The 24,597-nt window shown below is 69.4% G+C and carries 21 protein-coding genes; 17 read left to right on the top strand and 4 right to left on the bottom strand.

Going from position 1 to position 24,597, the window contains the following annotated elements:
- The 5 genes from VFA06_RS14955 to VFA06_RS14935 all read left to right on the top strand — a co-directional run.
- Window positions 1-1,011, top strand: a 1,011-nt coding sequence (locus VFA06_RS14955; protein WP_324841163.1) for a HAMP domain-containing sensor histidine kinase, incomplete at its 5' end; no start/stop codon positions are given.
- Window positions 1,012-1,219: 208 nt separating this feature from the next.
- The gene (locus VFA06_RS14950) at window positions 1,220-2,143 is read left to right on the top strand and encodes an NAD(P)-binding domain-containing protein (RefSeq protein WP_324841162.1); all 924 of its coding nucleotides are present in this window, start codon (window positions 1,220-1,222) and stop codon (window positions 2,141-2,143) included.
- Window positions 2,140-3,345 carry a glycosyltransferase gene (locus tag VFA06_RS14945; RefSeq protein ID WP_324841161.1) on the top strand — a complete coding sequence of 402 codons (1,206 nt, stop codon included), beginning with the start codon at window positions 2,140-2,142 and terminating at the stop codon, window positions 3,343-3,345. Before VFA06_RS14950 ends, VFA06_RS14945 begins: the two co-directional genes overlap by 4 nt.
- A gap of 76 nt (window positions 3,346-3,421) precedes the next feature.
- Window positions 3,422-5,416 (top strand): right-handed parallel beta-helix repeat-containing protein, encoded by a 1,995-nt coding sequence (locus VFA06_RS14940; RefSeq protein ID WP_324841160.1) that lies wholly within the window; start codon window positions 3,422-3,424, stop codon window positions 5,414-5,416.
- Between the two features lie 190 nt (window positions 5,417-5,606).
- Entirely contained in the window at window positions 5,607-6,359 is a 753-nt protein-coding gene (locus VFA06_RS14935) for a polysaccharide lyase family 7 protein (protein ID WP_324841159.1), read from the top strand.
- A 57-nt stretch (window positions 6,360-6,416) separates the two neighbouring features.
- Here VFA06_RS14935 and VFA06_RS14930 read toward each other — a convergent pair whose 3' ends face one another.
- Genes VFA06_RS14930 through VFA06_RS14920 form a run of 3 tightly spaced genes read right to left on the bottom strand, consistent with a single transcriptional unit; the run spans window position 6,417 to window position 9,247 of the window.
- On the bottom strand, window positions 6,417-7,064 hold the full coding sequence (locus VFA06_RS14930) for a DUF5134 domain-containing protein (protein ID WP_324841158.1): 648 nt from the start codon (window positions 7,062-7,064) through the stop codon (window positions 6,417-6,419).
- Between the two features lie 9 nt (window positions 7,065-7,073).
- Window positions 7,074-7,709: an NAD(P)H:quinone oxidoreductase gene (gene wrbA, locus VFA06_RS14925; protein WP_324841157.1), complete on the bottom strand. Its 636-nt coding sequence runs from the start codon at window positions 7,707-7,709 to the stop codon at window positions 7,074-7,076.
- Window positions 7,710-7,765: 56 nt separating this feature from the next.
- On the bottom strand, window positions 7,766-9,247 hold the full coding sequence (locus VFA06_RS14920; protein WP_324841156.1) for an aldehyde dehydrogenase family protein: 1,482 nt from the start codon (window positions 9,245-9,247) through the stop codon (window positions 7,766-7,768).
- Between the two features lie 160 nt (window positions 9,248-9,407).
- Here VFA06_RS14920 and VFA06_RS14915 point away from each other — a divergent pair, with 160 nt between their 5' ends.
- The 12 genes from VFA06_RS14915 (at window position 9,408) to VFA06_RS14860 (ending at window position 23,062) form a co-directional block, all read left to right on the top strand.
- On the top strand, window positions 9,408-10,118 hold the full coding sequence (locus VFA06_RS14915) for an IclR family transcriptional regulator (RefSeq protein ID WP_324841155.1): 711 nt from the start codon (window positions 9,408-9,410) through the stop codon (window positions 10,116-10,118).
- Window positions 10,119-10,308: 190 nt separating this feature from the next.
- Entirely contained in the window at window positions 10,309-11,910 is a 1,602-nt protein-coding gene (locus tag VFA06_RS14910) for an acetolactate synthase large subunit (RefSeq protein ID WP_414639897.1), read from the top strand.
- Window positions 11,907-13,436 carry an aldehyde dehydrogenase family protein gene (locus VFA06_RS14905; RefSeq protein WP_324841153.1) on the top strand — a complete coding sequence of 510 codons (1,530 nt, stop codon included), beginning with the start codon at window positions 11,907-11,909 and terminating at the stop codon, window positions 13,434-13,436. The genes VFA06_RS14910 and VFA06_RS14905 overlap by 4 nt, the downstream gene beginning before the upstream one ends.
- An 8-nt stretch (window positions 13,437-13,444) precedes the next feature.
- Window positions 13,445-14,269: an SDR family NAD(P)-dependent oxidoreductase gene (locus VFA06_RS14900; RefSeq protein ID WP_324841152.1), complete on the top strand. Its 825-nt coding sequence runs from the start codon at window positions 13,445-13,447 to the stop codon at window positions 14,267-14,269.
- Window positions 14,270-14,304: 35 nt separating this feature from the next.
- A complete protein-coding gene (locus VFA06_RS14895) occupies window positions 14,305-15,333 on the top strand; it encodes a WD40/YVTN/BNR-like repeat-containing protein (RefSeq protein WP_324841151.1) in 1,029 nt (342 codons plus the stop codon).
- A 19-nt stretch (window positions 15,334-15,352) separates the two neighbouring features.
- A complete protein-coding gene (locus VFA06_RS14890; protein ID WP_324841150.1) occupies window positions 15,353-15,859 on the top strand; it encodes a VOC family protein in 507 nt (168 codons plus the stop codon).
- 99 nt (window positions 15,860-15,958) lie between these two features.
- Window positions 15,959-16,561, top strand: coding sequence for an amino acid synthesis family protein (locus tag VFA06_RS14885; RefSeq protein ID WP_324841149.1), 603 nt, complete (start codon window positions 15,959-15,961; stop codon window positions 16,559-16,561).
- Between the two features lie 21 nt (window positions 16,562-16,582).
- Window positions 16,583-17,440: an alpha/beta hydrolase gene (locus VFA06_RS14880; protein WP_324841148.1), complete on the top strand. Its 858-nt coding sequence runs from the start codon at window positions 16,583-16,585 to the stop codon at window positions 17,438-17,440.
- A complete protein-coding gene (locus tag VFA06_RS14875) occupies window positions 17,437-19,098 on the top strand; it encodes a bifunctional 3-(3-hydroxy-phenyl)propionate/3-hydroxycinnamic acid hydroxylase (RefSeq protein ID WP_324841147.1) in 1,662 nt (553 codons plus the stop codon). Before VFA06_RS14880 ends, VFA06_RS14875 begins: the two co-directional genes overlap by 4 nt.
- A complete protein-coding gene (locus tag VFA06_RS14870; protein ID WP_324841146.1) occupies window positions 19,095-19,430 on the top strand; it encodes an NIPSNAP family protein in 336 nt (111 codons plus the stop codon). Before VFA06_RS14875 ends, VFA06_RS14870 begins: the two co-directional genes overlap by 4 nt.
- 128 nt (window positions 19,431-19,558) lie before the next feature.
- Window positions 19,559-21,052 carry an APC family permease gene (locus tag VFA06_RS14865; protein ID WP_324841145.1) on the top strand — a complete coding sequence of 498 codons (1,494 nt, stop codon included), beginning with the start codon at window positions 19,559-19,561 and terminating at the stop codon, window positions 21,050-21,052.
- A 48-nt stretch (window positions 21,053-21,100) separates the two neighbouring features.
- Window positions 21,101-23,062: a primary-amine oxidase gene (locus VFA06_RS14860; RefSeq protein WP_324841144.1), complete on the top strand. Its 1,962-nt coding sequence runs from the start codon at window positions 21,101-21,103 to the stop codon at window positions 23,060-23,062.
- 80 nt (window positions 23,063-23,142) lie between these two features.
- On the opposite strand, the gene VFA06_RS14855 is transcribed toward VFA06_RS14860, so the two are convergent.
- Window positions 23,143-24,597 (bottom strand): hypothetical protein (locus tag VFA06_RS14855; protein WP_324841143.1); only part of this gene is annotated, 1,455 nt, incomplete at its 5' end.

Raw genomic sequence — 24,597 nt, 5'->3', positions numbered from 1 at the left:
TCGCACAAGCCGGGGACCCGGGAGCCGTTCGACATCTGGTGGATCGCCCCGAACAACACGGTCACCGCGCCGGCGGACTTCGATGAGGAACCGGGCCTGGTGTGGATCCGCGATGCCGTGCGCGGCCGGGATGCGGACGGACTGGTGTTCCAGGACCTCTATCCCGATGGCCAGGGCACCTACGTGCTGGCCGCCGCCGAGCGCGAGGACGGGAACATCGCCGTGGCGATGCAGACGCTGGACGACTACCACGCCGCTCTGGACCGCATGGCGTGGTGGCTCGCTGTCGGGTCGGCGGGGCTGATCGGGCTGACCGCCGTCGGCGCCTGGTTGATCGCCGGCGTCGCGCAGGCCCCGGCTCGGCGGGCGCAGCGCTTCCAGCGCGACTTCCTTGCCGACGCCGCCCACGAACTGCGTACTCCTCTCGCGGTCATCCAGGCCGCGGTCAGCCAGGCGCTGTCACGGCCGCGCACGGCCGAGGAGTACGCGGAGGCGCTTAGCGAGACCAGAGCCGCCACCGAGCGCGCCGGGCGCGCGGTCTCCCGCCTGCTGGACATGGCCCGCCTCGAAGGCGGAACGGTCGCGCTCAACCGCACCCCGCTGCGCCTAGACCTGCTAGCCGAGGAGGTCGTCGAAGTAGCAGCGGCCGGCGGCGTGCGGGTGCAGATGCAGCCGTGCCCGCCGATCGTCGTGAACGCCGACGAGTCGCTTCTCAGGCAACTGCTGGACAACCTCGTGCGCAATGCGGCCGCCCACGCCGAGAACGTGACGGTCACGACGGCCGCCACCCGCGGTGAGGCCGAGATCTGCGTCGCCGACGACGGACCCGGATTCGCTGCGGCGCTGCTGCCGCATGTCTTCAGCCGCTTCGCCCGCGGCGACAGCCGCGGCCACGGCATCGGCCTGGCGCTGGTCCACTCGGTCGCCCAGCTACACGGCGGCCGGGCAGAGGCCGCGAACGCCCCGGAGGGCGGCGCGCAGGTCCGCGTTTGGCTGCCACTGGCGAAGTGAGGCGCCGGGGCCGCGTGGATCTTCATCATCGCTTCATCGTCACGTTGCCAGGCTCGTTCCGTCCGTAGGAGAACCCGAACCACAGGCCGTTGATACCTCGGCCTTTCGGCGGCCGCCCCCGTTCGACACGGAGGTCTTCGGGGGGCTGTGCCGGATTCTGCGGACGAGTAGCGCTTAACGCAAAGCATTGACGTGTGAAAGGGATGTAATGTCTCCTGCCCGCATATTCATCGTCGGCTCCGGTGTGGTCGGCAAGGCCACCGGCGAGGGCTTTCTCGCCGCAGGCCATGAGGTCACGTTCATCGACGTCAGCCCGGCCCGTCTGGAGTACCTGCGCGGCCTCGGCCTCGACGCGCGCGACGAACTGGTGCTGGCCGGCGAGCGGTCCTCGTTCGTCTTCCTCACCCTGCCGACACCGAACATCGGCCACAGCTACGACCTGTCCGCCTTTGCGGCCGGCACCGCCGAGGTGGCCCGCGCGCTCGCCGACGCCGAGGCCGACCACACGGTCGTGGTGCGTTCCACCGTCCCGCCCGGCACCACCGACGGCCTGGTGCGCAAGTCGCTGGAGAGCGGTTCGGGCAAGAACCTCTACTCGGGCTTCACCCTGGCCTCGAACCCTGAGTTCCTGCGCGCGGCGTCCGCGGCCGAGGACTTCCGCTGGCCCTGGATGACCGTCGTCGCCTCCCGGTCCGTCCGCACCGTCGAGCGGCTCAGCGCGCTGCTCGCGCCATTCGGCGGGGAGCTTCGCACCTTCGGCGAACCGGTCTCGGCCGAGCTGCTCAAGTGCGCGCACAACCTCTTCAACGCCACGAAGATCAGCTTCTGGAACGAGATGTGGCTGGTGGCGAGGGAACTCGGCGTGGACCTCGATCCGATCGCCGCGGTCGTCGCCAAGTCCGCCGAGGGTTCGTTCAACCCGAACTACGGAATCCGCGGCGGCGCTCCCTACGGCGGGGTCTGCCTGCCCAAAGACACTCAGGGTTTCCTCGGCTTCGCGGACACCGTCGGCATCGACCTGCCGCTGCTGCGCGCCACGGTAGAGGTCAACGACCGCCTCTCCAAGATCGTCTCCAGCGAGGCGGACGACTGGAAGGCCGACGTTGACGGGATACCGGCCTCATCGAGATGAATTTCCTGTTCCGCTACTACGTCGCCTTCTTCCCGTTGGGTGCGCTGGGCTTGTTCCGCTGGGCAATGTGGCTGATCCGGCGTATCCCGGCGGCGCTCTACAAGCCGGTTGAGAACGACTTCTGGTTACCGATGTCCGTCGTGGTGCCCGTGTACCAGGAGGACCCGGTCATCTTCGCGCGGGCGATCGAGTCCTGGCTCGCGAATGGCGTCGAGGAGATCGTGCTGGTGATCGACGCCACGGACGAGGCCTGCATTGCGATCGGCTGCCGGTATCCGGTCACGATCGTCGTCACCGACGTGCCGGGCAAGCGGCACGCGCTGCGCACCGGCTGGGAGTACTGCACCACACCCCTGGTGGCCTTGGTGGACTCGGACACCATCTGGGCCTCCGATGTGGCTGCGGAGGTGTGCAAGCCGTTTGCCGACCCGAGGATCGGCGGGGTCGGCACCCGGCAGAACGTGTACAACCCCAAGGGTTTCCTGCCGCGGATCAACGACATTTTCCTCGACTACCGGTATTTCGACGAGAACGCGGCGCAGACGGTGATGGGCCGGGCCGTCTCCTGCCTGTCCGGACGGACCGCGATCTACCGGCGAGAGATCCTGCTGGACATCGCGGAGGAGTTCATGAGCGAGACGTTCTGGGGCGTCCCGTGCATGTCCGGGGACGACAAGCGGCTGACCTCGCTGCTGCTGGAGAGCGGGTACGACACCTATCTTCAGCGCACGGCGCGTGTATGGTCCACGTTCCCGAAGACCTGGAAGGTGTTTTATAAGCAGCGGCTGCGTTGGGCGCGCAACACCTGGCGCTCAGACCTGCGAGCCCTGTCGAGCCGCTGGGTGTGGAAGCGGCCCTTCCTCGCCTTCACCATGCTGGACAAGGCGATGGGCGGCTTCACCTTGTTCTTCGCACCGACGTTCATGACTCTGGCCCTGCTCCACCGCAACTGGTTCTTCGTGTGGACGCTGCTGGGCTGGTGGTGGGTCAGCCGCTGCATCAAGGTGCTGCCACATCTGCGCAGGCGCCCGCAGGACTTCTTCATCATGCCCGGCTACATCCTGGCCACTTTCGTGATGGGCGCGATCAAGCTCAACGCGCTGCTGACCATCCGCAAGCAGCGCTGGCTCACCCGGCAGGTCCAGGTCGAGAACGGCCAAGTCGTGCGGACCGCTGCGGCCTCGATGCAAGGAGGTGGGTGATATGGCGGCACCGGATCCGCAGGCAAGCGCCCCGCGGCGAATATCGGGCCGCGGCATGCCGCGATGGCGAGCGACGGTGTTCACCGCGGCCCTGCTGGCGTCGGCCTGGTGGACGGCCCCCGCCCCGGCCTCAGCCGCGGCCTACCCGCCCCCGGCGAAGACCGCGAAGGACCTCGCCCACCAGCAGAGCCTCCAGCAGCAGCGCAGCGCACGCAAACCCGCCTCCGCCGCGAAGGCCGCCGCGCAGTTTGCCCGCGCCGCCCGGATCACCAAGACGCTGTGGTCCAAGGACGGCCAGCCCCCGCTGCTCACGGTCGTCACTCTTCACAAGGTGTACATCCTGCGAGACGGCGTGCTGCAACTGGCCTTGCCCCACCCGACCGGGCAACTATCAGTCCTCTGGCTCGCCCGGAACCTGCCGGACCAGTGGGTCTCCTGGCCGGCGCCCGGCGTGGCGCGGCTGAACTCAGCGCTGGCGATCACCGGCGGTGCGAGTGTGTCCACTGATACCGGCGAGCTGTCCACGCTGCAACTGGCTGACGGCACCTGGATCCGGGTCACGCGCGGCTCCTTCGCAGTCACCGGGACAGCGCTCACCTCATTCGACCCCGGCACCAACGGGCCGCTGCCGCCGACCGACCCGGCCCGGCCGTACCTGCGTGCCGGGCTCGGCGCCACGCTGAGCCTGGACGGCGCGAGCGTCACCGGGCTCGGCAATGCCTCCGCACCGGACGACTCGGGGCTGGTCTGGGGCCGGGGCGCCACAGGCCACGCGGTCGCAGTCAAGGTGGCCGGGGGCTATGCGGGGCTGCGGCTGGCCGGCAGTAGCGGCGTCGCGCTGAAGCAGGTCACCGTGACCGGGTCGGCCAAGGACGGTCTGGTCCTGGAGAACGACACCGGTACCACCGTCGATGCGGTGGCCAGCCAGCAGAACGGCGGCCATGGCGTGCGCGTCGGGCATGGGTCAGCGAACCGCACCCTCTCCGGCCTGACCACCTCCGGCAACACCGGCTTCGGCCTCGCCGCGGCCAACATCAGCGGTCTGACAGTCGACCACCTGACCAGTACCGGCGACGTGGCCGGGGGGATCGAGCTGAGCAACTGCACGGGCTGCACCGTCGCGGACGCGGTGACCAAGGGCTATCCGGTCGGCCTCAAAATCAGCCGGAAGTGCAGCCACGTCACTGTGACCCGCGGCGTATTCGACGCAGTCACATACGGCATCCTCGTCGGCTCACAGGCCGACACGGTCGCGCTGGCCGGGGTCACCGTGAGCGGATCCGGCGCCTATGGGGTGGATATCGGCGGCCACGACGTCACAATCGCCGGCGGATCGATCGATTCACGAGGCACCGGCATACGGATCGGCCCGACCGCGGCCCGAATCTCGGTCACAGGCACCACCGTCCACGGCGGCGCACGAGCGGGCATCGCGATCTCCGGCAACGGTGTGACGATCTCCCACACCACCGTGCAGGGCGGCGGCGAGGGCATCCAGATCTACCTGAAACCGCACACCGTCCTACTCGACACCGTCACGGTCAACGGCGCGCACAACGCGATCACCGTCGCCAAGGGCGCGGCCGGGGTGCGCATCCTCAACCCCTCGCTCAGCGGCTTCGCAGACAACGCCATAGCCAACTCCTCGCCCGGCCTCGTCGTGGAGGGCGGCATGCTGCGCGGCGGCGGGACCGGGATCCACACGCAGGCCTCGATGTCGTTGACCGGAACCCGAATCGACCAGGTGACCGAGGGCCTGCACGTCGGTTCCGGAGCCACCCTGGCGGCGCACAGGATCAACGTGCTGGCCGAGAAGATCGGCGCCGGCGTCAACCCGCGCAGCCTGCTCGCCCTGGAAGACTCCACGGTCCTCGCCCCGATCGGCGTCACGGGCGACGTGAGCTTCGCCGGCCACAACGTGGTGGCGCCGCCGCCGTTCCCGTGGCTCGGCGCGGCGGCGATCGCCGCGATCCTGCTCGGCTTCCTCCTCGAGGCGCTCCACGCAACGAGGCAACCCAAGCGCCGCCCAACCAGGGAAGTGGCGCCCCGGCATGTGCACAACGTGTCTTGAAAGGAGCTGCGGGCTGATGCTTGGGCACGATCCATTCATCGGGTGGCTGCGCGGGCGGTCCGGATTGCTGGCAGGCGTAGCGTTCTGGTTGGCCGTGCCGCTGACGGGTGCGGCAATCCTGTCCGGCTGCGGCGGAAGCAGGTCGGCCGCCGCGGGCGCCAATGGTGCGCCCGCGACCGGGTCTGCGAGTGTGTCCCCGCCCGTCGCGCGGTCCCCCGGCGGCTCCGGCGCGGGCAGAAGCGAGCCGGCGCAGAGCACGAGCACCACGCCGCCGAGGACGGTGCCGATCCAGCTGGACGGCTGGAGGCTCACGCTGCCGGTCAACGCTCGGGGCGCCCTGAGCGGCACGGCCACACAGCTCGACACCGCCGCGGTCACGGCGCCGTGGCTGATCCGCAATCGCGACGGAAGCGTGACTTTCTGGGCGCCGGCGCAGGGGGCGACGACCGCGAGCTCTGAGCACGCGCGCACCGAACTGGTCTCCACCCGCGACTGGATGTTCGGTACGGATGGCGTGCATAGGCTCACCGCGACGCTCGCGGTCAGCCAGGTCCCGCAGGAGGACCCGGACATCTGCGTCGGGCAGGTGCATGGCGGCGGCTCGATCAAGTCGATCCCGTTCGTGATGCTGCACTACCGCGACGGCAGCCTCGTGGTCGTCGTCAAGCAGGAGTTGCAGGGCACCGCCTCGCAGAGCATCAGCCTGCTCACTGGGATCCCGCTGGGCGGCGTGTTCAGCTACACGATCACCGACGACGGCGACGGAACGCTCGGACTGTCTGCTACCTACAACAGGTTGACAGGCACTCACACCGCGCGAGTCATGTCCGTATTCATAGGCACCGACCAGCGCTTCCAGGTAGGCGACTACCAACAGGCCACCAGCGCCGCCTCGGCCACGGACGGCGGCCGGATGACCCTCTACGCGCTGAACGTTTCCTGATACACGGCGCACGGACGCCTCGTCGCGATCCGGTTCGCCGCGTGTTCTGACAGGGGCTCAGAGTGCGGTGGTCAGCATGATGGTCATCGCGGCACACATCACTACTTCGCAGGCGACGCCGGTCCGCGGAGCAAGCGGCGGATGGCGGATGGCGGGCGGGACATGCGCTCGGATGGCTTGTCGGGCGCGGTTGGCGACCAGGACGATATATCCGAGTAGGAGCGCCGCGAACAGTAGCGCGAGCGCGGGTACGTGTGCGTTTGCGTGCACCGTTCCGGCTGAGGGCATGGCCATATCCATGGGTGTGCTCGAAGCCGTGGTCGCGTGCTCGGTTGCTTCGGTGGTCGCTGACGGCGTGGCGTGGAGCGTGTACAGCATTGCCGCGACGGACAACAGGTGTCCGGTCTGGTCGAGTAGGCCACGCTGTGAGCTGCTGTAGCTGATCTGGGCGCCGAGGATGGCGCGTGTCGCGTACCAGGCGATGATCACGGCGAATGCCGCCTGCCATATCGCGGGGCTGAGGAAGCTGAGGTTCGCGACGAACATTCCGGCCATGCTGGTGCCCATGAGGGCGTGCGTGAGGTCAACGTCGTAATGCACACGTCGGCCGCGCAGTGGTCCGACCACGATGCGGCCGACGCTGTAGGCCGCGGCGGCCAGCACGGTGGCGGCTAGCACGGTGCCGGGCCAGCCGTGGTCGGGCAAATGTCGGGCCTAGGCTGGGACGGCGGTTGACTCGTTTCGCGCCGGGGCTAGCATCTCGGCGAATCGGGCCAGGCGTCGGCCCTGGTAGCGGGCGCACTCGAGGACGGTCTCGTCGGGCATCGTGGAGGGGTAGCCGGCCGGCCATGAGGTGCCGTAGGGGTTTCCGCCTGCGGCGTAGACGATGTCGTCGGTGTAGCCGAGCGGGACGATGACCGCGCCCCAGTGGTAGAAGACGTTGTTGAGCGAGAGGATCGTGGCCTCCTGCCCGCCGTGCTGTTCCGCGGAGGAGACGAAAGCGGTCACCGGCTTGTCCGCGAGCTTCCCGGCTTGCCAGAGGCTGCTGGCCGAGTCGATGAACTGCTTGAGCTGCGCCGCGGGGGCACCGTAGCGGGTAGGAGTGCCGAACGCGTAGCCGTCGGCCCACTCGAGGTCGTCCAGGCTTGCCACCGGTATCCGGCTCTCGGTCTCGCTGTGGTGCTGCGCCCAGGCCGGGTTCGAGGCGAGTGCTTCGGGCGGGGCGAGTTCGGCCACCCGGCGCAGCCGGACCTGCGCGCCCGCGGACTCGGCGCCGTCGCGGACCGCCGCGGCGAGGCGGTGAACTGATCCGGTAGAGCTGTAGTAGGTGACGAGAATGCGGACAGGCATGCGGGACTCCCAGTTCCTGGCGGGTTTCGATTGCTGTGTTGTACGCGGAGTGCGGCTCAGAGCACGATGGTCACGGTCTTGAGCTCGGTGTTCGCTTCGATGCCTGCCAGACCCAGCTCGCGCCCGTGGCCGCTGAGCTTCGATCCGCCCCACGGCAGGCGCGGGTCGAGCGGGGACCAGCCGTTGACGGCGACCGCGCCGGCGCGCACGCGGCGGGCCATGGCGTGCGCGCGCGACAGGTCCGTCGTCCATAGCGTCGCGGCGAGCGCGTAATCGCTGTCGTTGGCGAGTGTGACCGCCTGCTCGTCATCGTCGAAGGCGATGATGGTGCCGACCGGACCGAAGACTTCCTCGCGGGCGATGGTCATCGAGTTGGCGGCGTCGGCGAACAGCGTGGGCTGCACGAAGTACCCGGGACGGTCCGGGCGCCCTCCTCCGGCGACGAGTCGCGCGCCCTCATCATGGCCGAGGCGGATGTAACGCAGGACCCGCTCAAGCTGCCGCGGGTTGATGAGCGCGCCCATCGTGGTTTCCGGGTCGAACGGGTCGCCGGGGACCACGGCGGCGGCGAGTTGCACGAGCCGGTCCACGAACTCGTCGTACACGGCGCGGGCCACCAGAATCCGGCTGCCCGCCGCGCACACCTCGCCCTGGTTCGCGAAGATCCCGAGCGCGACCCCCTGCGCGGCGGCGGCCAGGTCGGCGTCGGCGAAGACGATCTGCGGGCTCTTGCCGCCGAGTTCCAGAGTCGTCGGGCGAAAGCCCTTCGCCGCCGCGATCGCGACCTGGTATCCGGTCTGCGGACTGCCGGTGAAGGAGACCTTGTCGACGCCGGGATGTTCGACAAGAAGGCGGCCGGTCGTGGGACCGCGTCCGGGCAGGACGCTGAGCGCGCCGGCCGGGAACCCGGCCTGCGCGGCCAGTTGCGCGAGCAGGAGCGAGGTGAGCGGGGCGTCCTCCGGCGGCTTGAGGATCACCGGACAGCCGGCGGCCAGAGCGGGCGCGATCTTCCAGGAGCCGATCATCGTGGGCGAATTCCAGGGGGTGATCGCGGCCACGACGCCGATCGGCTGGCGCACCGTGTAACTCAGCGTCGCGCGCCCTTGATAGCCGGAGGTGGGGATGGAGTGACCGGTCAGCTTATCGGCCCAGCCGGCGTAGTGCCGGAAGGTGGCGATCGCCTGCGGCAGGTCGATCACGCGCGGCTCGATGGCGGGCTTGCCCACGTCGAGCGATTCCAGATCGGCGAACGATTCCGCGCGGTCCTGGAGCAGTTGCGCGAAGGCATGGAGCAACTCTCCCCGGGCGGCGCCGTCCATCCGGCCCCACTCGCCTTCGTCGAGAGCCCGGTGCGCGGACGCGACGGCGCGGTCCACCGTGTCGCCGTCGGCCTCCGCCACGGTGGTGAGAACCTTCTCGGTGACCGGGTCGACGACATCGAAGCTCTGGGACGCGGGGCCGGACTCGAACCGCCCGGCCACGAACGGCGTGGCGGGGAGGTCTCGTGCCAGATCCTCTGCGACTGAACGCTGCGGCATGTTCGATTACCGTTCCTTCTGGACGATAGACGTACACTACGTCTTGACTTGCATCGCGGTCAATCGGCACACGCGGTCCGTGCGAATGGCGTGTCGCGTGTGTGCTAAAACCAGGACTGCGGCGTACGCCCAACCGCTCGGCCACGAAGGGCACCACGCGATGAGCGCGACAAATGGGGAGACGTCCCAGACTCTTGACCGGGGGCTCGCCGTCCTTTGGCTGCTTGCCGCGCACAGCGACGGACTGACGGCCGGGGAGTTGGCCGAGCGGCTCTCCACCGCGCGCGCGGTCGTCTACCGGTTGTTGCGCACACTCGAATCGCACCGCCTGATCGGGCGGGCCGGCACTCGGTACGTGCTGGGGTTCGGCATCGCCGAACTGGCCAGCCATCTGCGCCCCAGGCTGCAGGCGACCGTGCTGCCGATCCTGCGGCAGCTGAGCGAGCAGACCAACAGCACGGCACTGCTCAGCGTCGCCGACGGCGACCAGGCCCTGGTCCTGCTGACCGAGGAACCTCCGCAGAGCACCTTCCACCTGGCGCTGCGCCAAGGCGCCCGGCACCCGCTCGACGTCGGCGCCGACGGACTCGCCATCCTCGCCGGGCGCCCGGCCGCTGACGCCGATCCGCAGGACGTGAAAGCGGCCCGCCGCGCAGGCTACGCACTCAGTGTCGGCGCGCTGCAGACCGGCGCGATCGGAGTCGCCGCGCCGATCGCGGCGTCCGACTGGGCGACGGCGAGCATCGGCGTGGTGCAGCTCGGCGTCGCACTCGCGGACCCGGCGGTCCCCGAACTGGTCATGGCCGCGGCGGCTGAAGCCGCTCGGCGGCTGTCCGGCGAGCACAGTACGGAGTCCGCCGTACAAGCATGAGCCGCGACAGGCGCACTGCCGCAATGAGCTGACAAGGCGTCTCAAGGCCGAAGCAAAGGCCGAAGCACGGGTGCACCGCTGGACCTGGCGGTGCACCCGTTTCGCGTCCGGACGCCTTTTCGCAACCGATTGTCGTCGGGGTCTTCCCCAACTCCGTGAGTCCGTTTACTCTTACCGCTAAGCGTACTTCATGTACGATAATCGCACTCACGGAGCGGTCTTGATCGACGAAGCTGTCAGCGGCGCCGAGGCGCTCGTGCTCGCCGCCACGCGGCGCGGCGTGCAGGTGTGCTTCGCCAATCCCGGTACGACGGAGATGCCGCTGGTGGCGGCGCTCGACCGGGTGCCGGGTGTGCGGGCCGTGCTCGGCCTGCACGAGAACGTGTGCACCGGCGCTGCCGACGGTTACGCGCGCGTCGCGGGCCGGGCCGCGATGACCGTCCTGCACCTCGGGCCCGGCCTGGCCAACGGGCTGGCGAACCTGCACAACGCTCGCCGCGCGAACACGCCGCTGGTCAACGTGATCGGCGATCACGCGAGCTGGCACCTGCCGTTCGACGCGCCGCTGACTTCAGACATCACGGCGCTGGCGGCCACTGTCGGCTCCGTGCGCACGGTGCGCGACCGCGCCGAAATCGACGCGGCGACGCGCGGCGCGATCGACGACGCGCACCGCGCGCTCGGCGTCTCGACGCTGATCGTGCCCGCCGACTACCAGCAGGAGCGGGCAGCGCAGCTGCCGGCGCGTGAGCAGCACCCTGAAACGGCTGATCGATACGGGCGCGCCCGCGTGGGAAGCGACCGGATCAAGGAGGTCGCGGCACGGCTGCGTGATGCGGGATCGCGCGCGACGCTGCTGCTCGGCGGCAACGGTTTGACGCGCGCGGGGCAGCAGGCCGCCGGCCGTATCGCCGCGAGTCTCGGCGTGGCTCTCTACAGCGAGACCTTCCCGGCGCGGGCCGAACGTGGCGGCGGCCTGCCGAGCATCGATCGGCTGCCCTACTTTCCCGAGCAGGCCATTGCGGCGTTCGGGAAGGGCGAGGTCGTCGTCGCCGGGGCCGAGGATCCGGTGGCGTACTTCGGGTACACCGGCCTGCCGAGCCTGCTCGCGCAACCGAGCTCCGTCATCCGCCTCGCCCGCCCGCATGAGGACGCTGAGGAAGCGCTGCTCGAACTGGCCGACCTGCTCGGCGCCGGCTCGACACGAACGCCGACTCCCGCCGCGAAGGCGCAGGCCCCCAAGCAGGACGGTCCGCTGACCGGGCCAGGCGTCGGCCGACTGGTCGCGGCCTGCTTGCCCGAGGGAGCGATCGTGTCCGTCGAGGGCGGCACGTGCGGCTATCCGTTCTACAGCGCCTCGGCAGCGGCGCCCGCGCACACCGTGCTCACCAATACCGGCGGCGCGATCGGGCAGGGACTGCCCTGCGCGCTGGGAGGAGCGATCGCGGCGCCAGACCGGCCAGTCATCGCGTTGCAGTCGGACGGCAGCGGCTTGTACACCGCACAGGCGCTGTGGTCGATGAGCCGAGAGCGCGCCAATGTCACGGTGCTGATCGCGGCGAACCACACCTACAACGTGCTGCGCACCGAACTCGCGCGGCACGGCGCCACCGACTTCGGCCCGCAGGCCGCGGCGCTGACCAGTCTGGCCGAGCCGCGGATCGACTGGGTCGCGCTCGCGACCGGATTCGGCGTAGGCGCCGAACGCGTGAGCACCGTCGCGCAACTGCGCACCGCCCTGACCGATGCCGTCGCCTCCGGCGGCCCGCACCTGATCGAGATGGCGCTATGACCGTGCTGGAAGGCCCCTCCATCCCCGCGACCACGCCCTCCGAAGTCGCCGGATTCATCGCGCGCGACCATGGCCTGCTGATTGCGGGGCAATGGCGGCCGAGCAGCGGCGGCCGGACCGTCGTCTCCGTCAATCCGGCCACCGGACAGCCACTGGCCACGCTCGCCGCCGGAGAGCGGGCCGACGTGGACGACGCGGTGGCCGCGGCCCGCGCCGCGCTTGCCGATCCGGGCTGGCGCGATATCAGTCCCTTGCAGCGCGGCGAGTTGCTGCACGCCTTGGCCGACCTCGTCGAGGCGCACGCCGACGAACTCGCGCTCATCGAGTCCCTGGACAACGGCAAACCCGTCTCAGTCGCCCGCGCGGTGGACGTCGGCACCACGGCGAAGCTGTTTCGCTACTTCGCCGGCTGGCCGAGCAAGTTCGAGGGCTCGACCATCCCGATCTCGCCGCGCGGCGGGCTGCGCGTGCTCAACTACACCGTGCACGAGCCGATCGGCGTGGTCGGCGCGATCGTGCCATGGAACTTCCCGATGTCGATGGCCGCGTGGAAGCTCGCGCCCGCGCTGGCGATGGGCAACGCGGTGGTTCTCAAGCCCGCCGAACAGACTTCGCTGTCCACGCTGCGGCTGGCCGAGCTGATCGGGCAGGCCGGCTTTCCGTCCGGCGTGGTCAACGTGGTGACCGGACTCGGCAGCGTCGTCGGCGCCGCGATCGCCGGCCACGGCGGCGTGGACAAGGTCGCGTTCACCGGCTCGACCGCGGTCGGCCGGCTGGTGACGGCGGCGGCGCTGGGCAACATGAAGAAGGTCTCGCTGGAACTCGGCGGCAAGTCGCCGCACATCGTGCTGCCCGACGCCGATCCGGCCGCCGTGGCGCGGGCCGCCTGCGACGGCATCTTCTTCAACCAGGGCCAGACCTGCACCGCGGGCTCCCGCCTGTACGTGCACGCGGATATTTACGACGAGGTCATGTCAGCCCTCATAGACGAGGCCCGCCGCATCGTCGTCGGACCGGGTCACGACCCGGCGACACAGATGGGACCACTGGTCTCCGCGTCGCAGCTGGACACCGTCGGCTCCTACATCGAATCGGGGCTCGCCGACGGCGCGGAACTGGCCTGCGGCGGCTCGCGGCCGGCCGGGCTCGGCGCCGAGTACGCGGACGGCTACTTCCTCGAACCGACCGTGCTCACCGAGACCACGCACGCGATGCGCGTCGTGCGCGAGGAGATCTTCGGGCCGGTGCTGGTCGCCATGCGCTGGACCGACGTGGACGACCTGATCGACAAGGCCAACGACAGCCCCTACGGGCTTTCCGCCGGGCTGTGGACGAACGATCTGACCAAGGCACACCGGATCGCCGCCGCGATCAAGGCCGGAACCGTGTGGATCAACTGCTACAACCTCACCGATCCGGCCTCGCCGTTCGGCGGCTACAAGCAGTCCGGCTGGGGCCGGGAGATGGGCCGCGCCGTGCTTGACCAGTACACCGAGACCAAGAGCGTGTGGGTGAACCTGACATGAGCCCTGACATGAGCACTGTCACCGGCACCGGCATCGGCACCGACCCGAAGGAGCTCTCCGGTCAGGTCGCCATCGTGACCGGTGGTGGCCTGGGCATCGGCAAGGCCGTCACCCGCGCCCTGGTGCGCCGCGGCGCGCAGGTCGTCATCGCGGCACGCCGGCTGGCCCTCCTAGAGGCGGCGGCCGAGGAGATCACCGCCGAACTCGGCGGCGAGGTGTTCCCGGTCGCGGCCGACACCACCGACACCGACTCGGTGACCGGGCTGGCCGCGGCGGCCGCGGACATCGGGCAGGTCGGCATCCTGGTCAACGGGGCCGCCGCGCCCGCCGGCCTGGTGCGCAACGACATCGCGCAGGCCGATCCGGACGCGCTGCTCGCGGACCTGAACACGAAGGTCGTCGGCTACTTCCGCTGCATCAAGGCGGTCGCCCCGCTGATGCGCGCGAACGGATACGGCCGGATCGTCAACATCGGCGGGCTGACCGGCCGCTCCAGCCACGCGCTGTCGGGCATGCGCAACCTCGCGATCGTGCACATGACGAAGGTGCTCTCGGACCAGCTCGGTCCGGACGGCATCACCGTCAACACGCTGCACCCCGGCGTCGTGGAGACCGAGCACATCCACGAGCTCTACGCCAAGAACGCCGCCGCCGAAGGAATCACTCCGGACCAGGTCGAGCGCAACTTCATCGCCCGCACCCCGATTCGCAGAGTCCTGACCGCCGACGAGGTGGCCGCCGCCGTCTGCTTCTTCGCCGGGCCGGGCGCGGGCGGCATCACCGGCGAATCGCTCGGCATCGACGGCGGCCTGACCCGCGGCGTCTTCCTGTGAACGCGGCCCGCCGACATCCGAGAAGGAGCGCACTGATGCAGGGCACGATACTGGTCGCCACCGCCGGGCAGGGGGTGCTGCGCAGTAACGACGACGGCGCCACCTGGCACCGCATCCCGCTCGATCAGGGACTTGAGTTCGACGCCGTGGTGCGCGCGCTGGCCGTCCACCCCGGGCAACCGGAAGTGGTCTTCGCGGGCGCGGACGTCGGCCTGGCGCGCAGTGACGACGCCGGCACGCACTGGACGCGCGTCGAGACACCGTTCAACGACATGCAGGTCTGGTCGATCGCGATCGATCCGAACGATCCGGACGGCATGCTCATCGGCACCGGAGCACCGTCGCGCGCGGCCGTCTACCGCACCGGCGACGGCGGCGCGACCTGGGACCGGTTGCCTCCGCAACTGCCAGAGCGCTGCGCCGGTGTCAGCAAACCGCGCATCCTCACCGCCGCCTACGACCACGTAGACGCCAAGTCCGTGTGGTTCGGCGTCGAGGAGGGCGGCCTGTGGCGCAGCCGCGACCGCGGCGACACGTGGGAACGTGTCGACGGCGCCGCGCGCGAACTTCCGGACGGCGTCACGGTCTCCGACGTGCACTGCATTCTGGTGCTCGACGGGCCGCCGAAGACGCTGGTGTGCGCCGTCGTCAACGCGCTGTTCGTCAGTCAGGACGACGGCGAGACCTGGACGCGCACCGGCACGAAAGAGACCTGGGGCATCTACTACACCCGGCTGGTCGCCCGTCTGCCCGGTACGAGCTCGATGCTGCTTGGAATCGGCGACGGCACGCCCGGGACGACGACGCGCATCTTCCGCTCCGACGACCTCGGCCGCAGCTGGACCGAATCAGCCCTCGACGTCCCGGCCAACTCAACCGTGTGGGCGTTCGGCACACACGCGGCCGACCCGGAACTGGTGTTCGCCGGCACCAAGTACGGCCACCTGCTGCGCTCCACCGACGCCGGCCGCAGCTTCACCAAGGAGTGGCGCGAGTTCCCCGAGATCACCGACGTCGCGTGGACTCCCGCCGTGGCCGCCGCGGTCTCGACCGCTCAGCACTGATCAGACCTGGAGCAAGCCAATGACCGACACCGACATCGACACCGAGCTCACCCCCGTCGCGCACAGCGCCGTCAAGCCCGTGATCAACCGCACGCACCTATCGCTGTTCGTGCGCGACCCCGAGGCGTCCGCGCTCTGGTTCGCGGACATCCTCGACATGCAGATCACCGCGCGCGGGCCGCAGTGGGTGTTCCTCTCCTTCGGCCGCAAGCACCACGACCTCGCGCTGATCAAAGCGGCGGACGGGGCGCAGCAGGGCGGCATCGGCCTTCAGCACTACGGGCTGGAGATCGAGGGCGACGTGGACGAGCTGCGCCGCCTCTACGGGATGTTGCTGTCCAAGGACGTGAAGGTCGTCAAGACCACGGACCACAAGGTCGGCTTCGGTCTCTACTTCGAGGACCCCGACGGCAACCGGTTCGAGTTCTTCGCCGAGACCGTCACCGACGACGCCGAGGGCCGCCGCGTCCTGGGCGAGCACAACGCGCCGAGCGAGCCCATCGTGCTCGACCCCCTCTTCACCTGACCCGGCCTGACACGGTCCGACCCCGCCCAGCCGTACCCTGCCCGGCTCGACCGACCACCGACCAGTCATCGCGCCCAGTGAATCAGGAGCCTACGAAACATGCCAGACGCCAACTTCGGCCCTTACCACGTCCGCAAGTGGTTCACACACGTCGAGGAGGTGCTCGCCAACGAGACCGGACAGCTTCCCGACGGAGCGCCGATCCGCCGCATCGTCATCGCCGCCGCGGTCCACAACCCCTATGCCGGCCGCTTCAGCGAGGATCTGAGCGACATCGTCGCCAAGTCCGACGAACTGGGCCGCGAGTTCGGCCGCCGGATCATCGAGGCGGCAGCCGGAACGCCGATGCAGAGCTATGGCAAGGCCGCCGTCGTCGGGGTGTCCGGCGAGTACGAACACGGCAACGCGTTCCTCACCCAACTGTTCGCCGATCCGGTGCGCGAGGCAGTCGGCGGGGGCAAGTCATGGGTGCCGTCAACCGGCAAGGTCGCCGCCGCGGGCACCGTGATCGACATTCCGCTGGCCCACAAGGACGCGCTGTACGTGCGGTCCAACTACGACACGATCTCCATCGCCTTCGGCGACGCCCCGCGCCCCGACGAGGTCGTCGTCGCCTTCGCCTTCGCCTCGCGCGGTCGGCTGCACGCCCGGCTGGGCGGGCTCACAGCCGACGAGGTGCGCGGCGAGGACGGGCTGCGGTAGGCGCGGGCAAGGACGGGCGCTGTGATCACGACCATGCGGTCAAGCCGCCATGCGATCATCAATGGCCTGACGTGTCGGTATCTGGAGTGGGGCGAGGCCGACGCGCCCGCGGTCATCCTGGTCCACGGGCTGCGCAGCTACGCACGCACCTGGGATCCGGTCGCCCGCGTCCTCGGCCAGACGCACCGGGTGATCGCACCCGACCTGCGCGGCCGCGGTGAGAGCTCCTGGGACCCCGAGCGCGACTACTACGTCAACGCCTACGTCAGCGATCTGGAAGAACTCACCGAACTCCTCGAACTGCCCAGCTTCGCCCTCGTCGGGCACTCCTTGGGTGGATCCGTCAGCTATGCCTACGCCGCGCGCCACCCCGATCAGGTCACCGCGCTCGTGGTCGAGGACATCGGCCCCGGCTCGTCGACGAGCACCGACGGCGCCAACCGGATCCTGCGCGAGATGCGCGAGACGCCGCCCGGTTTCGACTCGCTCGACGCCGTGCGCGCGTACTGGCGTCGGCTGCGTCCTGACATCACTGACGCCGCGCTGGCCTCCCGAATCGAGAACACCGTGAGGCGCACCGACGCGGGGCGCTACGAATGGAGCCTCGACATGGAGGGCATCGCCGCAGCGCGTCTCACTGGCGACCCCGCCGGGCCGATCGACCTGTGGGCCTGTGTCGAAGCTCTGCGATGCCGCACTCTTGTCATTCGCGGCGATCGCTCGGACTTCCTACCGCGCGAGACCTGCGAGCAGATGGCGCACCGGCAGCCGTCGTTGCGTTGGGCGCAGGTTCCGGACGCCGGGCACTACGTGCACGACGACAATCCCGCCGAGTTCATCCGGCTAATCTCCGAATTTCTCGCGGGCGGTGCGCCATGACCGGGACGCAGAGTGTGTCCGTCGCCGTCATCGGCGCCGGACCTGTCGGAGCAACGGCGGCGAACCTGCTCGGCACCTACGGCATCGACACACTGATCGTCGAGCGCGAATCAGACGTCGTCGACTACCCACGCGCCATCGGCATCGACGACGAGAGTCTGCGCACGTTCCAAACCGCCGGCCTGGCCGACGAGGTACTGCGTTCGACGATCCAGAACGTGCCGCTGAAGTTCTTCGACGCCTCGGGCCACTGCCTGGCCGACATCCGTCCCACGACTCGCGACTACGGCTGGCACAAGCGCAACATCTTCATGCAGCCGAAGGCAGAAGCCGTCCTGCGCGAGGGTCTGCGGCGCTTCCCTCACGTCCGCATGGAACTCGGCACCCGGCTGCGCGAGCTCGAGCAGGACGAGGGTGGCGTCAGCCTGCTGATGACCGATCCGTTCGACGAGAACCACGAGGTCCGCGCCGACTACGTGATCGCCGCCGATGGCGGCCGCAGCTTCGTACGCAGCCGGCTCGGCATCCCGCTCGAAGGATCGACTCACCCGCACAGGTGGGTCGTGATCGACTGCGCGAAGGACCCGTTCGACGCCCCGTACACCGCTTTGCACTGCGACCCGCGCCGCCCGTACGTGTCCGCGCACCTACCCGACGACCACCGGCGCTGGGAGTTCATGCTGTTCCCCGGCGAAGACGCCGACGAACTGCTCGCCCCCGACCGGGTCGAGGATCTGCTGCGCCGACATTCCGGCGCCGGCGCAGCCGATGACGTGTTGCGCGCCCGCGTCTACACGCACCACTCCCGTATCGCAGCGCGCTTCGTCCAGGGACGCATCGCGCTCGCCGGCGACGCCGCGCACCTGATGCCGCCGTGGGCCGGACAAGGCGTGAACACAGGCATCCGAGACGTCGCCAACCTGTGCTGGAAGCTGGCCGCGATCGTGCGCGGACAGAGCGACGAATCCCTGCTGGCCACCTATGACGAAGAGCGTCGACCGCACGCGAAGGCCATGATCGAGTTGTCCACCACGCTCGGCCGCGTCCTCGCACCCAAGCGGCGATCCGTCGCGCGGGTGCGTGATCTGGTCCTGCGCGCCGCATCCCTCGCGCCCGCGATCCGCGCATGGATCCTGGAGATGCGCTTCAAACCCCTCCCCGACTACCGCAACGGCTTCGTGGCGCTTGACGGTGACGCCGGCGGCCCGCCAGGCATCGGCCGCATGCTTCCCCAGCCGATGGTCGAGACCTCAGACGGCGCGCACGTCCGGCTCGACGACGCGCTCGGTCCGTGGTTCGCCGTGCTGGGCTTCGGCTGCGACCCGCTCGCGCGGCTCACCGAGGCCGAACTCGCCGCCGTCCGCCGCTTCCAGCCGCGCATCGTGAAGGTTCTCCCCTCGCACTCAGGCGCCCGCCACCGCAATCAGCCGTGCGTGTCCGACGACACCGTGGTCATCGAAGACCTCGACAACCACCTGCGCCCCTGGTTCCACACCCAAGGACGCAACGTCGTCTTCGTGCGCCCCGACCGCATCGTCGCCGCGATGACCGACCTGGACGGCGTCGGGCCCGCAATCGCTCACCTCGCCGAGCGGGCCGGCGCACACCGCCTGCCGGGCGAGGCCGACCAGCCCGCCGAAAGGAGCGGCGTGCCTTGATCCTGGAAGAACGCAACTACCGGCTCGTGCCGGGAGGCGCCGCCCGCTACCTGGCGGCCTGGCACCGCGCGGGCCGCGAACCTCAGGTGCGGCATCTGGGCGAGCCCGTCGGCGTCTACACCGTCGAGATGGGCGAGCTGAACACGCTCGTCTACCACTGGCGCTACGCCGACTTCGCCGACCGCGCGCACCGACGGCAGCAGCTCGCCGCCGACGCCGACTTCGCCGCGTTCCGCGCCGAGGTCCGCGGGCTGCTGGTCCAGCAGTCCAACCGCATTCTGCTTCCCTTCACGCCCGCACCCATTGCTTTCGGCCCCGCGCCCGGCGCGTAGCAGCCTGCGGGCAACTGGTTGACAGCCGCTTAACCCGACGCCAACATCTACGCAATATTCGTACACCAAGTTCGAAAATCGTACACGCTGGCGTCGGTGTCGACGCCCCGCCATCATCAGGAGTTGAGATGAGCGATATTCCGAAAGCGTCCCTCGGGCGGGCGAAAGTCTCGATGACGGGCGTGCTCGCCCAGTCGGTCGGGTTCATGGGCCCGGTGTTCTCCGTCGCCAGCCTGCTGCCGCTCATCGTCGGGCTCTCCGCGACCGGCCGCGGTGCCGGCGTGGCCACACCGGTCGCGATCATCATCGCCGGCATCGGCATCTTCGGCGCCGGCTGGGTGATCGCCCAATACGCCAAGCGCATCCACCTGTGCGGCTCGCTCTACGAATACGTCAGCGACACCTTCGGGCCCTCAGCCGGAACCGTCGCCGGCTGGGTCTACTTCGGCGCGATGCTCATCCTCGCGGCGGCCACGTTCCTCGTACTCGGCGGCCTCACCCAGAACCTGCTGCAGATCGCCTTCAACGTCAACGTCCCCTGGTGGCCGCTCGCCCTCGCCTTCATCGCCGTCGTCACGGCCATCGTCGTCATCGGCGTCCAGGTGTCCGTGCGAGCGCAGCTGGCCCTAGTGCTGATCTCCTCGGCCGTCGTCGCTGGCTTCTCGATCTACATCATCGCCAAGGGCGGGCTCGGCGGGCACAGCCTGTCCGCCCAGCCGTTCAACCCGTTCGCGGTCCACCGGCTCGACCTGCTCTACGGCGTGCTGTACGGAATCAACATGTTCATTGGCTTCGAGACCGCCGCGAATCTCGCCGAGGAGACCGACAACCCGAAGAAGCACGTCCCGCGCGCCGTGCTCTGGTCGCTGACCATCGTCGGCGCGTACTTCCTGCTCACCGCCTACGCGCAGGACATCGGCTTCGGGCTGAATGCCACCGCCTGGAAGAACAGCGTCTTCCCGCTCCAGGCCCTCGCCTCCGCCGCGCCGTTCGGCTCCGTCGACTTCGGCAACATCATCACCGTCCTGATCATCGTCGACATCACCGCCGTCGCCATCGGCGTCAGCGTCGCCGCGACCCGGGGCATGCTCGGCATGGCCAGGGCGGGCCGACTGCCCTCCGCCCTGGCGAGGGTCAACCCGCGCTTCCGCACTCCGGTCGTCGGTGCGGCTCTGGTGGGTGGGGTCTCCGCCGCGAGCGTCATCCTCGTCGTGGCGCGAAACGGCGTCTTCTCCCTCGCCACCGGCCAGCCCGGCGTGCTCCAGCCGCAGTGGTCCCCGATGTTCGGCTGGATGGCCGGATTCGGCGGCACCGGCCTAGCGGTGATGTACCTCGCCGTGAGTGTGGCCGGCGCCCGCGGATTGTGGCACCAGGTGAACCGGGTCAAGCTGATAACAGCGGCGACCGCGGGCACGCTGGTCTCGGCCGGCGCGGTCTTCGGAGCCTTCTACCAGGCCCCAAGCCCGCTGGACACCGTGTCGTGGTCCCTGGCCATCTGGCTGGCGGCCGGCGTGATCTGGACGCTCGCCGTGACCCGGCGGCAGCGCACAACGGCCACCGCCACCGCCGAGCCGCCGACCGTCCTCGACGACGCCATCGGCGACGAACTGCGCCCCGCGTAGCTCCCCGCATCCCGAGTCGGCCCCGCCTCTCCATCCCGAAGGACGTCCGTGAGCGCCGTAGTCTCCCATCGCCACCCTTACGACCCGCTCAGCGCGGACGAGATCACCGCCGCCGTGGCCGCGATCCGGTCCGGCCGGCCGGAACTGACCGACCCCAGGTTCCCGCTCGTGCGCACGGCACTGCCGGACAAGCAGGCCGTGCGCCAGTGGAACAGCGCCGCTTGCGCCCTGCCGGCTCGCGCCGCGTTCCTCGTCGTCTACGACCGCGCCGACGCAGCCACCTACGAGGCCCGCGTCGATTTGACCACCGGCGTCATCACCGACTGGTCGCACATCCCCGGCGTGCAGCCCGCCATCATGATCGAAGAGATCATGGAACTCGAGGACATCGTCAAGAAGGACCCGGCCGCCGTGGCCGCCCTCGCCCGCCACGGCGTCCACGACCTCGAACTCCTGCAGATCGACCCGTGGTCCACCGGAACACTGCCGGTAGACGGCGTCAGTCCACTGCGCAGGATCATCCGCGCCAGCGCCTACGTGCGCGAGTTCCCCGAGGACAACGGTTACGCGCGCCCGGTGGGCAACCTCGTCTTCGTCATCGACTGCAACGAGAAGACGGTCGCCGCGATCGAGGAAGGCGACCCGATCCCGCTGCCGCCGGAAAGCGGCAACTACGACGTCGCCAGCGTCGGCCCGCTGCGCACCGACCTGCGGCCGCTGGAGATCACCCAGCCGCACGGACCGTCGTTCACCGTCACCGGCCACGTCATCGAATGGCAGCGCTGGCGGCTGCACGCGCACATCGACGCCGTCGAGGGCCTGGTCATCAGCGACGTGTCCTACCTCGACGGCGAACGGCGCCGCTCCATCCTGCACCGCGCCGCGATCAGCGAAATGGTCGTGCCCTACGGCGACACCGGCAACGACTTCTACTTCCGCAACGTGTTCGACGCCGGGGAGTACAACCTCGGCAAGACCGTCGGCTCGCTGACCCTCGGCTGCGACTGCCTCGGCGAGATCCGCTACCTCGACGCCGTGCTCGCCGACGAGGCCGGCACCCCGCAGACCATCGCCAACGCCATCTGCATGCACGAGGAGGACTACGGCATCCTCTGGAAGCACTGGAACTTCCGCTACACCGAGCAGCCCGAAGTCCGCCGCTCCCGCCGCTTCGTCGTCTCCGCCATCCACACGATCGGCAACTACGAGTACGGCTTCTTCTGGTACTTCTACCTCGACGGCACCATACAGTTCGAAGCCAAGCTGACCGGCATCGTGCAAACCCGCGCCGTCGCGCCCGGAACGGCGCCCAAGTACGGCACGCTCGTCGCGCCCCAACTCGACGCGCCCAACCACCAGCACCTGTTCAACATGCGCATCGACCCGGAGATCGACGGCCCGGACAACACGGTCCTGGAAATCGACGCCGTCGGCCTGCCGATCGGCCCCGGCAACGAGCACGGCAACGCCATCGTCGCCCGCAAGACCGCGATCGCCAACGAGCGCGACGCACGCCGAGCGTGCAACCCGGCGACCGCTCGCACCTGGAAGGTCGTCAACCCGAACGTCACCAACCGCTTCGGCGAGCCGGTCGGCTACAAGCTCGTCCCGTTCACCGGCCCGACCCTCCTCGCCGCCCCGGAAAGCGACCTGGCCAAGCGCGCCGAGTTCGCCCGCCACCACCTCTGGGTCACCCGCTACGACCCCCACGAGATGCACGCGGCCGGCGACTACCCGAACCAGCACCCCGGCGACGGAATCGGCGCCTGGGTCACCCAGGAGCGCGACCTGGTCAACACCGACGTCGTCCTCTGGCACACCTTCGGCACCTCCCACCTACCGCGCCCCGAGGACTGGCCCATCATGCCGTGCGAATACGTCGGCTTCAGCCTCAAACCGGCCGGCTTCTTCGACCGCAACCCATCCCTGGACGTCCCACCACCCCAACACCACGGCACGGGACACTGTCACGTTGAGAGCGACTCCGAGCCCGACTCCGCCGCCACATGAACAGCGCCGCGCCGTGGCGGGCCATATCCACGGACGTTCGCGACCCCGCGATCCAACAGGCGCGTGCAGCCTCGCGCGAGCTACTCGCCGTGATAGAGCCGGTGCAGGTCGATCAGTTCGATGTCTGCGCGTCTCGCGGCGAGATCGACCAGCGCTGGAGTGAAGCCGCTGCGAGCGAGGAGCAGCAGTTTCGGCAGGCCGTTGATCCTTGCGCTGGGCAGGAGGCCGCGAAGATGCTCGAGTCGCTCAAGATGCGGCACGTCCATTGGGGTGCTGGTGGCTTTCGCTTCGCCGATGGCGGTGATCCTGTCGGCGGCGTGGGAGGTCGACTCGGTGACCACGACGTCGAGTTCGTGGCCTTGTTTGTGCTCGCGGCAGGCGATCTCGGTGGGTCGGACGTGCGTTGCGTATCCGCCTAGTGTGGTTTCGGAGGCGTGCTCGAGACACCAGGCGCGGGCGAGGTCTTCGAAGTGAGGCCCGAGGACCCGGCTGTCTACGGTGTCGGCGTTCGCGGCCCAGACGCGTTCAGCTCGGCCCGCCACGAGTTCAGGTTCGTGGCGGGCGATCAGTAGCTGGTAGAGGCGGATCACGGGTTCGGTGATCTGGAACACGCTGCGCTTGTCGCGCAGGGCGTCGTCGATCTGGGTGACGAGTCCGATGTCCTGGAGGCCGGACAGGAGGTGCGCGAGCGCACCGCTTTGCCGGCCGAGAGTAGCTGCGATCTCCGAGCGTCTGTGGTGGCCGGCGGCGATGGCGGCGAGGGTGGCGGCGTAGGAGGTCGGATCCGCGATCGAGGGCTCTTCGCGCAGGAGCAGGCTTCCCTCGCGGAACATCGCGGAGGCCGGGTTCAGCAGGCGGCGAGCCACCCAGGCGGCGAGACCCTCGACGCCGGCCGGTCCTTCGCCTCCGCACATCTCCAGATACGCGGGCGTTCCACCGACCAGCGCGTTGACCTGGAACGCCAAGTCCGGATCATGCTCGAGTCCCCAGAATCCGGCGGCTTCTCTGAATCCGAAGGGACGCACCACGAGTTCGAGGGTCGCCCGGCCGCGCAGCGGTGCGCTGCCGCTGAGAAGTTGGGACATGGTGGTCAGGGCGCTTCCGCAGAGGATGAGCCGGGTGCGGGTGTTCTCCTTCGCGAAGCTCAGCGGGCTCAGCGCGTGCTGAAGGTAAGAAGGTAGGGTCGGTGTTACGGCCGAAAGGTACGGGAACTCGTCGATGATCACGGGTGCCGGAAACTCGGTGCCGAAGCGCATGAGCTCGTCCAGCGCCTCGCGCCACGAGGTGAACAGGACCGGCTGGCGAAGACCGCGGAAGGCGGCGTAGGCGGCGCCGAGGTCCACGAGATTCTGCAGCTCGGTCTGCTGCGTGGCCGCGAACAGGAATCCGCCGGTTTGCCGGGCGAGCAGCTCGAGCAGGAGGGTCTTCCCCTGTCGGCGGCGCCCGTAGACCAGGCCGAGCGTCGCGCCGGGCCGGGCGGACGAAGCGAACTCCGTCAGGTCCCGCCACTCGGTATCGCGACCGAACAGGCGCAT

This window comes from Actinocrinis sp. (assembly GCF_035653575.1).
Classification (GTDB): Bacteria; Actinomycetota; Actinomycetes; order Streptomycetales; family Catenulisporaceae; genus Actinocrinis.
The sequence above is the reverse complement of the archived record's forward strand: the minus strand, read 5'-3'. Positions and strand labels throughout refer to the sequence as shown.

Excerpts from the sequence above, each read along its gene's own strand:
- VFA06_RS14950 (WP_324841162.1), top strand. The coding sequence starts at position 1,220 with ATGTCTCCTGCCCGCATATTCATCGTCGGCTCCGGTGTGGTCGGCAAG.
- VFA06_RS14885 (WP_324841149.1), top strand. The coding sequence starts at position 15,959 with ATGCCAGACGCCAACTTCGGCCCTTACCACGTCCGCAAGTGGTTCACA.
- VFA06_RS14865 (WP_324841145.1), top strand. The coding sequence starts at position 19,559 with ATGAGCGATATTCCGAAAGCGTCCCTCGGGCGGGCGAAAGTCTCGATG.
- VFA06_RS14900 (WP_324841152.1), top strand. The coding sequence starts at position 13,445 with ATGAGCACTGTCACCGGCACCGGCATCGGCACCGACCCGAAGGAGCTC.
- VFA06_RS14875 (WP_324841147.1), top strand. The coding sequence starts at position 17,437 with ATGACCGGGACGCAGAGTGTGTCCGTCGCCGTCATCGGCGCCGGACCT.
- VFA06_RS14905 (WP_324841153.1), top strand. The coding sequence starts at position 11,907 with ATGACCGTGCTGGAAGGCCCCTCCATCCCCGCGACCACGCCCTCCGAA.
- VFA06_RS14920 (WP_324841156.1), bottom strand. The coding sequence starts at position 9,247 with ATGCCGCAGCGTTCAGTCGCAGAGGATCTGGCACGAGACCTCCCCGCC.
- VFA06_RS14910 (WP_414639897.1), top strand. The coding sequence starts at position 10,309 with ATGTACGATAATCGCACTCACGGAGCGGTCTTGATCGACGAAGCTGTC.
- VFA06_RS14945 (WP_324841161.1), top strand. The coding sequence starts at position 2,140 with ATGAATTTCCTGTTCCGCTACTACGTCGCCTTCTTCCCGTTGGGTGCG.
- VFA06_RS14890 (WP_324841150.1), top strand. The coding sequence starts at position 15,353 with ATGACCGACACCGACATCGACACCGAGCTCACCCCCGTCGCGCACAGC.
- VFA06_RS14895 (WP_324841151.1), top strand. The coding sequence starts at position 14,305 with ATGCAGGGCACGATACTGGTCGCCACCGCCGGGCAGGGGGTGCTGCGC.
- wrbA (WP_324841157.1), bottom strand. The coding sequence starts at position 7,709 with ATGCCTGTCCGCATTCTCGTCACCTACTACAGCTCTACCGGATCAGTT.
- VFA06_RS14915 (WP_324841155.1), top strand. The coding sequence starts at position 9,408 with ATGAGCGCGACAAATGGGGAGACGTCCCAGACTCTTGACCGGGGGCTC.